Source organism: Prevotella dentalis DSM 3688, assembly GCF_000242335.1.
GTDB lineage: Bacteria > Bacteroidota > Bacteroidia > Bacteroidales > Bacteroidaceae > Prevotella > Prevotella seregens.
Genome location: NC_019968.1, coordinates 99,159 through 111,824 on the forward strand (window position 1 = coordinate 99,159; position 12,666 = coordinate 111,824).

The window sequence follows — 12,666 nt, forward strand, 5'->3', positions numbered from 1 at the left end:
GTCTAATTTATGTCTTTTCCGTATTTTTAGTATCTTTGCTACGCAACAATCCCACACGATGAAATATCTGAGAAATCTGCTGTTCCTACTGGCAATAGGCATGTCTGCAAACCTTTCTGCCCAGTTTGCAACGGGCTATCAAAACATCATTGTAGGCGAAAACAATTGCGTGATGAACATCGTGCAAGACCGTGACGGCATTATTTGGGTGGGTGCCGGCCATGGGCTCTACAGTTATGATGGGTATAATTGCATCTTCCATCGTCTCACCAATAGGTCGGGAACCAACTTCAACACCTACTGCATTGCTGCCCATGACGGCTATATTTATTTAGGTAGCGACCAAGGACTCTTTATCTACGACCGTCTCCACGGTTCGCTCTCACAGCCGGAGTCTTCTCAAAATAAGGATATACGCACCATTGTGACCAGTGGACGCACGCTCTTCCTTGGCTGTATGGAGGGACTTTTCACCTATAATCTGGATAATCACTCCGTGCAACAGCTTTGTCCGACGTTAAAAACCGTCTATTCTCTGCAACTCACGCCTAAAGGAATACTGGCAGGCTCGTTCTCTGGACTACACATGGTGCGGGGCAATAACTACACCACATATCCCATCCACGTGTTCGTAAACTCATTGGCTCACGACCAAGGGACACGTTATTGGATTGGTACCGAAGGCAATCTGCTTAGTCTCGACATTGTTTCCAACCGTATTGAAACTTTCTCCCAGCTTAAAGGAAACAGCATCAAGTCGATGGCGAAAGACCGACAGGGCCGTCTTGTCATAGGTACAGACAATGGACTTTATGTCAAAGAGGGAAGCAAATTGAGCCATTTTGTGCACGACTCCGGCAATCCACTCTCTCTGGGCAACAATATTATCTGGAGAGTGTTCATCGACAAACAGCAGAACCTGTGGTTAGGCAACGAGGCCGGCCTGTCGCTCATGCACGCTGCACGGCAATTCAAACGCTATCGCATCGACGAAATGATGCGTTCCAACGAGGGCAACTACCTGCACGAGCTCTACATTGACCGCCGGGGCACCCTCTGGGCCGGGGGTACCAACGGTCTCATCCGCTATTCCACGGGCAGGGGAACTGCCCAAAAGGCGTGGTTCAGACAGGGTAACACGACGCATCCGCTCTCCCATAACCGCATACGCAAAGTGTATGAGGATCCACAAGGAGATATTTGGGTGGCCACCGATGGCGGTATCAACCTCTATCGTCACGCCAAAGACCAGATGCGTAATTTCGTTATTTACAACAAGAACAAGCGGCATAGTGCACGTTGGGCATACGATATTTTCCTCGATTCGCGGCAGCGGCTGTGGGTGGCAGCCTACGATGGCGGCATCTTTGTCGTGAGCAAGCAGAAGCTCCTCGCCTCCAATGGCGAATGCGTCGCAGACGAACACTATACCGATGGCCCCCATGGCCTTTCGGGCTTTCATGTACAAAAGCTCCTTCCCACCCACTCGGGCACCATCTGGACAGTGTCGAACAGCGGTATCGACATCATCGACCCCACAACACACCGCGTTACCCATGTTACAGACAACTACGCAAACTGTATTCTCGAAGACCGCCGGCATCGCGTCTGGATGGCCTACGATGGTGGAATCAAATGCTACGATGCCCCCGATAAAGCACCGGTGACCTACGATTTCTCGGGTTCTGGTTTCTATAAGAACATTGTCAGCATGCAAGAAGCCGACGGTCGCATCTGGGCTTTCAGCCGCTTCAACTGCCGTGTCATTGATGACAACGGGCATGTCAACATCTTCCGACTGCCCGACATCGTGGTGTCGGCCAGCTGTTATTCCCCGCTACGCCATGAGTTCTATGTGGGAGGCACCGACGAGATGGTCACTTTCAGTCCCAAAATAGTGTCACAACTCAACGCTCATCCCCGATTATTGCTCACGAATATCAAGGTCAACAATACCAATTTCTCCGATTATCACCACGATGCGCGCTTTATAGACAAACTGCAACTGAAGAGTTCCGAGAACAATCTCACCCTCAACTTCACCGATATACCTTATAAGAATCAGGTAGGATTGCTCTACGCTTATCGCCTCAAGGGCAGCAGCGATACATGGTATCAGCTCGATCCCCGTTCGTTGGAACTCAATTTTGCCGGGCTTCCCCATGGCAGCTATGAACTGGAGATAGCCGCTATCGATGGATTGGGCCATCCACTGGCCACAGCCTACCGTCTGCCCATCTGCATTCTTCCGCCATGGTATCTGGCGTGGTGGGCCAAGTTGCTCTATCTTGTCTTCACATTGGCCCTTGTCTTAGGCTTCCAACGCTATATCCGCGTGCGCCGGAACCTGACCAAAGAACAGCAGGAACGACAGTCCATCCTCGAACAGCAAGAGGCCCGCAACCGTTTCTTCCATCAGCTCTCACGGGAAATGAAGACGCCTATAGCCAATGCTTTCATTGGTGTTGGGCAGCTTCTTGAGCATACGCACACAGACGAAACCATTCGCCGACTGGGCGTCATCCAGCAGGCCGCCACCCAGATGAACACGCTCATACGCCATGCTTTCGACCTGAATAATCACGAGAAGACGCAGCCAAACGACCTTGTCGTCCACGACATTGACCTCAACACCTTCTGTCAGCAAATGGTTCGCAGCATGCAGCAACAGGCTGCACGGCGCAACATAGAGTTGCAGTTTGAGGCACCCGAACGGCATCTGCACAAAACCATAGGCATTGTACGTTTCGACGCTATCATGTACATTCTGCTGCGTTTTGTCGTCAACAACACCATCAGCAATGGCCATGTCGTCATGACACTTGCCTCAAAAGAGGATCGGCTGCTCATCATCCTCACTACAGACCGGCCCAAGTTCACCGAAAACGATGTACAGCATATCTTCGAGCGCTATCCGGCCAATCATGATTCTGCCGGCAAAAACGAGAGCAACACCGAACTCTATCTTGCACGCGAATACGTACAAGCCATGCAAGGCGAGCTCTATACCCGCTGCAACAACGAGGGCGGAATCGACTTCTGCCTCTCCATTCCGAATGGTGACACTCGTCAAGCCATCACGAGCACAGCCATGTCGGCAGACGTTACGGAGAAGACCACGGCCAAAAACGAGGTGGACAATCGACTCATGAACGACATTACGGCCACCATCGAGAAGCATATCATGGACTTCGACTTCAATGTGTCCATGCTGCAATACGAACTTGGCATAGGCAATAAACTGCTCTACCGCAAAGTGAAACTCCACACGGGCCAGTCGCCCGTGGAATACATTCGCAACATCCGCATGAACCGGGCAGCCCTGCTCCTCAAGGAGGGCAGGTTTTCCGTTTCCGAAGTGATGTATATGGTCGGTTTCACCAATTCGAGTTACTTCTCAAAGTGTTTCCAAAAGTCCTATGGAACCACGCCGACTAAGTTTTGCAGACGCAGTCGCCATGAACCCCTTGAAGGCAAAACGAACAAGCATTGAACAAAGTGTAGGGACACACCCAGAGTGTGTCCCTACTTGTAAGTCGCGGGTATAGGGTTTTGACAGGCCCCCTTTACCCATAAAATTTTGCCGAAAGGCCTGTTTACAGTTTCGACAGGTCCACCATCTCGCCGTGCTTCACGCGCCGCTCCTTGATGAGCTTCAGGAGCTTTTGCTTGCGCTTGGGCTGGATGAGGCGGCGCACAAAGATGTTGGGGATGGCCACACCTGCAGCAATAAACAGGATGACGAGGCTGGCATGGATGGCGTGGTTAAAGGCCACCGTGAGCTCGCCAACCACACCCGACATGTCGATGAAGGCAAAAAGCGACCGGTACATCAGCACACCGGGAATCATAGGAATGACACTTGGGATGGCGATGACCTGGTGAGGGATGTGGTGCCAATGGGCCGACCGCGTGGCGATGAGGCTCACCAAGGCCGAGCCGCAGAACGATCCCACGATGAGTCCCATGTCTAAACCGATGTTGCCGTTGCTGGGACCGAGGTTCACGAAGTTGCGCGTGCACACGGCGATGATGCCTGTCACGGCCAGCACGGGTAGTATGCGGGGAGGCGTGTTGTAGATGGTGGCGAAGCCCATAGCCGAAATTGCGGCCGCCGCGGCAAACGTCAGGTAGTCGTGATGAGGCGTCATGCTCAGGTCTTTCACGAAGTTGTCGATGCCGCACACCTCGATGGCGAAAGCGATGCCAAACGACATGGCCAGCACCATCATCAGGGTAATGACGGCCCGTGTGATGCCCACGCGCACGTAATCGCTTAGCATATCGCTCACGAAATTGATGAGCGGCACGCCCGGCACGATGTAGAGCGTGCAGGCCATCAGCGGATGCCACGGCGTGGACGACAGTAGGAACCCGGGCGCGGCGGCCGCAATCTCCGGCCGCAGAGAGAGCCAAGCCAGCAGCCAGGCCACGAGAGTGGACACGAATGCGCACACGCCGATGTTCACATACACGTTCCAACCCATCTTGCCCAGCCAGCCTTTCAGGCGGAAGCCCAGCATGGCGGCGATGGCGGAATAGAAGAAAGCCGTCCAGTCGCCGCCGAACTGGATGCAGAATCCGCCGCAGGCCAGACCCACGGCCAAGGCTGTGAGCCAGGGCGAATAGTTCTTCTTCACGTGCTTTAAGGCCTCCAACTCTTTCTCGTAACGGTCGAGCGACCAGTCTTCGCGGATGGCCGTCCAGAGCATTTTGCTTACTTTAGAGATGACCGTGTACTCTATGTTGTGCTTCGCGCAGCGTTGATACTTGGAGAACGAGTGGTTCTTGTCGCTCAGGTTCACCATAATCATGTCGAAGTTCAGATAGATGTGCACGTTCTCTTCGGGCAGTCCCAGATAGGCTTCGCAGCGTTCCATGTTGCGCATGATGCGCGGACAGTCTGCATTGCTCTGCATGAGGAGGCAGCCGGTGCGCACCAGAAGGTCGAGCTTGTGCCGCAGCAGATGTTCGTTGTGATGGTTCTCTGATTCCATTATGCAAAAAAGAGGAGGATTAATATCTGTATCGTGATGATGCGAAGGAACATTGCAAACGGGTACACCGTGGCGTAACCCACGGCCGGCGTGTCGCTCGTCGTCAGCATGTTGGAGTAGGCGAGGGCGGGCGGATTGGTGTTGCCGCCGGCCAGTACACCCATCAACGTGTAGTAGTTCAGGTGCAAACCGTAGCGGCCTATGAGCCCGCCCAGCAGGATGGGCACCACGGTGAGCAGCAGTCCGTAGCCTATCCAGGCCAGGCCTTCGCCGCCGGTCAGCGTGCTGAAGAAGTCGGGGCCGGCCCCGAGTCCCACGCACGCCAGGAAGATGGCGATGCCCATTTCGCGCATCATCATGTTGGCACTGATGGTGTTGTAGGTCACCAGATGGTAGCGTGGACCGAAATAACCCACGAGGATGGCCACGATAAACGGGCCGCCGGCCAGGCCCAGCTTGACGGGTTGGGGTATGCCGGGGATGATGAGTGGCAGGTTGGCCACGACGCAGCCCAGGGCAATGCCCAGGAAGATGGGGATGAGATTGGGATAGTTGAGCCGCTTGAGCGAGTTGCCCAGCATCTTGCTCACGTGGCCGATGCCCAGTTCCGTGCCCACCACGGTGAGCTTGTCGCCCAGCTGCAAACGCAGGTGGGGGTAGGCCACGAGGTCCACACCCGACCGGTTCACACGCGTCACGGTGACGCCGAAGTTGCCGTTCGCGTTGAGTTGTTCCAGTGTTTTGCCGTTCAGCTCGGGGCGCGTCAGGAGCACCCGGCGCGACAACAGCTCCTGTTCGTAGGGGCTCCAGTCCAATTCTACCGGTATGCCCACCAGGGCCGTAATGGCATCCACGTCTTTCGGAGCGGCTATAATGAGCACGCGGTCGTGCAGATGCAGCTCGGTGTGACCGTTTACCACAGCGTTGTGCTCCGTGTCGTCGTGGGGCACGATGCGCGAAATGACGAAGCGGCGCTTCACCAGCTCGCGCACGTGTTTCACGGTGGCGCCGTCGATGCGCTGGTTAGTGATTTCGAGCGTGAACTGTCTAACGGTGAGCTGCTCCAGATGGCCCAGGCCCCGTTCGGCCGCCTGCTCCTCCTCGGTGGGGCGTATGCGCAGGATGTAGCGCAGCAGGATGAACGAGAGAATCACGCCGATGACGCCCATCGGATAGGCCAAGGCGTAACCCATGGCGATGTCGGGGGCCTCGACGCCCTGCAGTCCGAAGTAGGCTTGCTGGGCTGCACCCAGTCCGGGCGTATTGGTGACGGCTCCCGAGAAGATGCCGGCCAGGGCCGTGATGGGCGTTCCCGTGGCAAAGTGGAGGCCCACGGTGAGCGCCAGTCCCACCGCAATGGTCGTCACAACAAGCATGTTGAGCGACAGTCCGCCTTTCTTGAACGAGGAGAAAAAGCTCGGGCCCACCTGCAAACCAATGGAGTAAACAAAGAGCACCAGCCCGAACTCACGCAGGAAGTGAAGCAGGTTGGGGTCGAGGTTCATGTTGAAATAGCCGAATACGATGCCGATAATCAGGACCCAGGTGAGCCCCAGCGACACGTTCCTCACCTTGAGCTTGCCCAGAATCAGCCCGAGGGAGATGACCAGCGACAGGATTAAGAGGGAATGAGACACGCCGCCTCCCCAGTATTCGGGGAAGCCTTCGAAGAGATTTCTCAATAATTCCATGATGCGTTGTGCAATATATGATGTGTGATGTGTATGTGCGCGGGTGCTGCCGTTACGTTTTGTCGTGCAAAGGTACAAAGATTAACACACATTCCGCCCCCTGCGGCCGACTTTTTGTGCAGGTACACACAAAATCCGGCCACGCTCTGCACCACGCGCCGCCATCACCCGCCGGCATGGCCATCCAGACATGACGGACAGTCCCCCGCACGCTTGCCTTTGCACGGCGGAGGTACGGGGGATGTACGGTTTCATGGTGGCGGCACGGCCATGGCGGCATCATCGCCTTGCGATTGCGCCGTCATCGCAACGTGGTTACGGCGTAATCGCAGGGCCTTTACGGTGTCGTCGCGTCGCGTTTGCGGCCTTTTCGCACGGCCGTGGCGGGGCCATGGCTGCCGGGCTACAGCTTGATGTAGATGTGCCGCCGCCAGAGAGGGTACCCCATCAGGGCGTGCACCGCCACGAAAAGGGCGGCGTAGGCCGCGCTGGCCCAGTAGCCATTGGCCACGATGGCGTGAATGCCGTCGTATGCGGCGGCCTTGATGCCTGTGGCTCCCAGGACAATGGCGATGGCCTCGCTGGCCACATAGAGGAACAACGGGTTGGTGCCGAAGATGAGAGTAAGGCTCACCGCGGTGCCCTGCCGGGGCCGGAGGGTGCCCGTGGGTGTGGCCGCGGTGTGGGGTGCGGGCCGACGCCACAGGTCGACGAGCAGGATGAGCAGGGCCTGCAGCAGGGCGGCGAGGCCGCAGCTGAGGCAGACGTATGAGGGGCTCCACACGCGCTTGTTGAGCGGCAGCAGGGGGGAGAGGGCCAGACCGACCACTGCAAGCACAGTTCCGGCCGCCGCGAAGCGCATCATCGACCGCCGGGCGGCAGGGCCCGCGCCGTCGCGCCCGGGGCCCAGGGCCCAGTGGGCCACGTAGAAACCCGCGAGGGTGTGGGCCACGGCAGCGAGGGTAGAGACCAGCCCTTCGGGGTCCACGGGCGACTTGTGGTAGAGATGGGCATGGCCCAGCACTGCCTGGTCCACACGCGACAGCAGGTTGATGGCGGCATCGTAGGCATAGCCTTGGCCCATGAGCAGCAAGGCGCCGTAGGCGCCCAGCAGCGCGGCGATGATGGCGGGCATGGCCCGAAAGTCATGCAGCCACCGCTGGCAGCCTACGGCGATCAGGGCCGTGGCTCCGTAGCAGAGGGCTATGCGCTGCATCACGCCCATGATGCGCAGGTGCGACAGGTCGAACGGACGACCGCTGCAAGCCATGTCGAACCAGTTGATGGCCAGGCCGATGACGAAGAGCAGCAGCGTGCGGCGCGCTATTTTGCGGCCCAGACGGGCTGACCAGACGAACTGCGTCTTCCGCAGACTGAGGTAGGTGGACACGCCCATGATGAAGAGAAAGAAAGGGAAGACCAGGTCGCAGAGGGTCATTCCGTTCCATCGGGAGTGCTGGAGCTGGGCGAAAATCTGCTCGCCCGCCCCGTTGTTGACAAAAATCATGAGCATCACGGTAAGCCCACGAAGCACGTCAAGACTGATGAGACGCTGGGAGGACATACGGGTTATGGTTGGGTTGGACATGGGGTTGTGTGGTGGTTTTGGACATAACAACATGTGGTTTTAGACATAACAACATGTGGTTTTAGACATAACAACATATTTTACATATGGCTGCGCGGTGGGGTTAAAGACAGAGTAACATAATAACATGGGGCTGGCGCGGTGAGGTTAAAGACAGAGTAACATAATAACATGGAGCTGGCACGGTGGTTTGGAGGGAGCAAGTTCTTGTTTTGTTTAATGAAAAGGCGTGGAGGGGCTGTAAATTCGGTGCTTACGATTAATGTTAAGACCGTCCAGACGGCCGAAATTGAAGAGCAAACCATCGTCGAAGCCTGTGGCTTTATTCTTATTGCGCAGCCATCTGTTATTATGTTACTATGTCTTTAAACCATGTTGCTATGTCTTTAAACCTCACCGCGCAGCCTGAATATCGTCGAGCATGTGCAGGGCTTCGTGGGCCATGTCTATGGGCGAGCCCACGGGTTGGGGCGAGTAGGTGTTGTGTCGGAGAGTCCAGGGCTCCTCCAAGGCATACCAGTCGATCTGCGGGCCGGCCGGCATGGCGAGGGCAAAGAGCTCCGATGAGGTCTTCGTGGCGTTGGGTCCGCCACCCAGTGCGTCGGGGTCGGGCAGGGCGTTGCGGGCCATCTGTCGGGAGAGCGCGTCGAGATAGGTGTGCCAACGCATGTAGTAGAAGTCGGCGAGCAGCCCCTGCCACTCCTTGTGGGCATAGTCGCGCAGGCCGCCCTGGTCGGCACACGCGCGGTTGCCCCACGTGGTAATCTGCACGCGGGCGTTCCATTCGTAGAGGTCTTTCTCCGCGGGCGTGGTGCCCAGACTGCGTGCCGCCTCGGTCCAACGGCCCAGACGGAACTCCCGGCGGGTGCCCAACAGCCGGTCCTGCATGAGCAGGAGTCCGAGGAACCGGGCCGAATCCCGCGAGAATGCCCGGCGGTCGAAGCCGTTGTAATCGGCTATGGCGTGCAGGTAGACCTGCCGCGCCTGGTCGTCGATGGCCTGGCGCACGATGTCCACAAGGTCGTATTCATAGTTGTTGTTGCCCTTGAGGCGGTCGGCCGCGGCCGCCATCAGTCGGGCTGCTTCGAGTGTAGCCGAAGGCTCGTAGTAGTTGCGCATCTTCGACCAACTCTTTACCTGAAAGTTGTTGAGCGAGGGCCGCCCGTCGAAGATGCTCTCATGGGGCCCCTGCTGGTTGTTGCCCGCAGGACAGTTGTAGATGGTTTCGGCCAGCAACTGCCATGCCTGCTGGGCGTGCGGGTCGTCGGTTCCATAGCGTGCCTTGACATATCCGCGCACCCACTCCGTGCGGAAAGTGCGCGCATCGGCGGCCTGGGCCACCTCGTCCGTGCGCCAGGGCAGTTCGCTCATCAGCTCGAACATGATGGGATTGTTCTCCGAGCCCTCCATGGTGAAGCCTATGCCGCGCAGGTGTCGGCGGGCCTGCTGCAGCGGCGACTGCGGCGACGTGGCCAGACGGAAGTTGCCAATGAGCTGGTCCATGCGGCCGTGCAGCCCCACGTTGCCCCCAAAGTTCTCGAGCATGCAGAAGAGCCAGTCGTGTTGCCCGTAGCCCTCGGCGCGTTTCCAGATGGAGGGCGCACCGAACATGGGGCGACATTCGGAGAAGAGATCGAGCACGGTGAGGCTGCCTGCGGGCAGTCCGTCAGTCATGGCGGGGCGTGGATTCTCGGTCCATCCCTGAATCACCCAGTTGGCTTTGGGGTTCTCGCGCTTCATGGCCGCCATGAGCTTGCGGCCCGCCTGGGCGTAGTCGATGTAAACGTCGTCGCTCGTCTCGTGGAAAGGATCCATGGAATAGTAGTGCGACTTGCCGTAGAGGCGTGTCTGCTCGCGGTAGTACAGGTCGGCAATCTCGTCGAAACGCGGGTCGGTGGCACTGAGGTTGGCCGGGCGAACATAGCCGTTCCATGTGCCGCCGGGCGTCACGTCGAGTCCCAGTTTCTGCTTGGCATCGTGGGGCATCATGCCGCAATAGCCGGGCAATACCGGCTCCATGCCAAGTTCGCGCTCGCGTTGGAGTATGCGTTTTTGCAGGGCTTCCTGCTGCCTGTACCACGAGTCGGGCAGCGGTCCGCCCCAGCCCTCGAGGTTGTTCATGGCCCACCAGGCCAGAAAGGCAGGGCCCGCAATGAAGCGGTTCACCTCGTCGCGGGTGTAGCCCAGCCTAAGCAACATGTTGCGCCAAACCACTTCTTCGCCCACGATGGCCAGCGGCATGTTCACGCCGTGCAGGGCCATCCAGTCAATCTCCTGCTGCCAGCGGTCCCAGTTCCAAAAGACCATGGAGTAAGAAAAGGTGCAGTAATTGAAGTCGTAACGCTCGGCAAGGTCGGTCTCCCGGCGCACGGGCCTGGCTATGCAGGGCAGTCGGGCGGGCAGCTCGGCGGTCATATTGTTCCACGAGAGGTGGATGCCGGCATGGTATTTCAGGTACCAGTTCAGGCCCGAAGCGATATTCACCCAGGTGTTGCCCTTGATGTACACCTTGTCGCCGGCCTGTGAAAGTTCAAAGAAGTCGCGGTCGGAGGGTTGCAGCACGGTCTTGAACTTGCCGGCCGAGCCGGGGGCAATGCGGCCGATGAGCCGATCCACGGGGTTGGCCTGTGCCAAAAGGGCACAGCAACAGCAAAGGAAAAGCAGGAGTCGTTTCATTGTCTTGAGGGTTGATTGACGGCAAAGATAATGAAAAAACTCGGCTTTTCCCTGCGTTTGCACCGCTTTTATGCGGATTTTGCACCGTGTTTCTGTGGTTTATTCCTGCGCTCCGCAGTTGTGGTAGACAATCTGCCGGGTGGCGCCGTCACGGGGCAGTCGGATGTCTTCGAGCCGTACATCCTGCGCGTCGTCGAAGACCATGGCCGGGCGAAAGTCGGCGTCGGCCAGCGAGAGCCCCACGTTTTTCAGGCTCAGTCCCCGCACGTGGCGCACGTAAAATCCCCATGAAGGCAACTCGCCGAACATGGTAAACTCCGGGTAATCCTTGATGCGCTCGGGCACACTGTCGAGCCGCCAGAGCGGCAGATAGGCCATGCCCTTGGTGGCGCGACCGGGGCAGACGATGCGAATGTTCTCCAGCTCGACATCCTCGATGCAGTTGCCCGGGATGCCGCAGATGGGCGAAGGCATGGCGTTGTGGAAGAAGTCGACCTCCGGGCCACGCAGGTCGTAGTCGGCATCGGGCCGTCCGAAAGGCACCTGCACGAAGATGTCCTTGAGCCTGATGTGGCGAATGGCCCCCGGCCGCTGGCCAGCACGCTGCCCCAGACGGATGAAAATGGGGTTGCCTGTATTGGTGGCCACTACGTCTTCCACGCTCACGTGTTCGATGATGGCTCCGTCGACACTCTCGATGGCAATGGCCGAGCGGAACGTGTCGAGCACGCGAATGTGGCGGATGCTGACGTGACGGAAGCCGCCGTAGGAGCCCGTACCGAACTTAATGGCACTGGCCGAGCTGCGTATTTCGCAGTGGCTCACGTCGATGCTGTCGTTGCCGCTGTCGGGATTGTACGATTTCAGGCAGATGCCGTCGTCGGCACTGTTGATGCAGCAGCCGGTCACGGTGACGCGTTGGCAGTCGGTCAGGTCGATGCCGTCGTTGTTCCAGTAGGCGCGGTTGTGGAGGTCGATGCCGCGAATGGTGATGTTTCGGCTCATGTTGAACGAGAGGCCCCAGTTGGAGCTGTTGCGCAAATGCAGCTGTTCAATGCGTATGCCGTCGGTTTCGGCCAGATAGAAGAGGGTGGGGCGCACGAGTTCGCTGGGGCGCATGCGCCGTGTGTTGTAGTGGGCGTCGACGTAGGCACCGGCGTGGTGCAGGCTGTCGGCCGCGAGGGCAAGGGCCAGTCCCTGCCCGTCTATTGTGCCCTCGCCCGTGAAACTGATGTTGCGGGCGCGGTGGGAGACGAAGAGACCCAGGTGTGCATTGTCCATTCGGTCGGTCTCGCTGCCCGAATGCGCAGTGACGTTGAAGTAGTCGAAGGGTGAGGTGCTGCCCAGAATGGTGGCTCCTCGCTCCACGTGAACCTCCACGTTGGAGCGCATGTGGAAGGATCCCGTGAGGTAGCGACCGTGGCCAAAGACGATGCGTCCGCCGCCCTCCCGGCTCACCCGGTCGACGAGTTGCTGGATGGCCGCGGTGTTCATGGTGGTTCCATCGCCTACGATATGGTACTTTTCGGCTGCGTAGTCGCGTGCCGCAGCGGTCTGAACCAGCAGACAGAGCGCGGCGGCAAGGGTGGTCAGGGCTTTGATGCGCATGGTGGAGAGTGTTAGGTTCGGCTTGGATCCGACTGCCCGCCTGGTGGGGAAAGTCTCGATTTGACGCGGCAAATATAAGGCGTTTCGCCGAGAAACACAAGTTTTG

General features: G+C 58.1%; 6 protein-coding genes. 1 reads left to right on the forward strand and 5 read right to left on the reverse strand.

Going from position 1 to position 12,666, the window contains the following annotated elements:
• Nucleotides 1-58 precede the first annotated feature (58 nt).
• Complete coding sequence (locus PREDE_RS07800) at nt 59-3,493, forward strand: hybrid sensor histidine kinase/response regulator transcription factor (protein ID WP_005846251.1); 3,435 nt, start codon at nt 59-61, stop codon at nt 3,491-3,493.
• Between the two features lie 103 nt (nt 3,494-3,596).
• Here PREDE_RS07800 and PREDE_RS07805 read toward each other — a convergent pair whose 3' ends face one another.
• From PREDE_RS07805 to PREDE_RS07825, 5 genes are all read right to left on the reverse strand, one after another.
• Nucleotides 3,597-4,997 carry a threonine/serine exporter family protein gene (locus PREDE_RS07805; protein WP_005846253.1) on the reverse strand — a complete coding sequence of 467 codons (1,401 nt, stop codon included), beginning with the start codon at nt 4,995-4,997 and terminating at the stop codon, nt 3,597-3,599.
• Nucleotides 4,997-6,688 (reverse strand): putative transporter, encoded by a 1,692-nt coding sequence (locus PREDE_RS07810; RefSeq protein WP_005846255.1) that lies wholly within the window; start codon nt 6,686-6,688, stop codon nt 4,997-4,999. The genes PREDE_RS07805 and PREDE_RS07810 overlap by 1 nt, the downstream gene beginning before the upstream one ends.
• 403 nt (nt 6,689-7,091) lie before the next feature.
• Nucleotides 7,092-8,252: an acyltransferase family protein gene (locus PREDE_RS07815; RefSeq protein ID WP_005846257.1), complete on the reverse strand. Its 1,161-nt coding sequence runs from the start codon at nt 8,250-8,252 to the stop codon at nt 7,092-7,094.
• Nucleotides 8,253-8,669: 417 nt separating this feature from the next.
• Entirely contained in the window at nt 8,670-10,952 is a 2,283-nt protein-coding gene (locus PREDE_RS07820; protein ID WP_174264891.1) for an alpha-N-acetylglucosaminidase, read from the reverse strand.
• A gap of 99 nt (nt 10,953-11,051) precedes the next feature.
• Nucleotides 11,052-12,560, reverse strand: coding sequence for a glycoside hydrolase family 28 protein (locus PREDE_RS07825; RefSeq protein ID WP_005846262.1), 1,509 nt, complete (start codon nt 12,558-12,560; stop codon nt 11,052-11,054).
• Nucleotides 12,561-12,666: the final 106 nt, after the last annotated feature.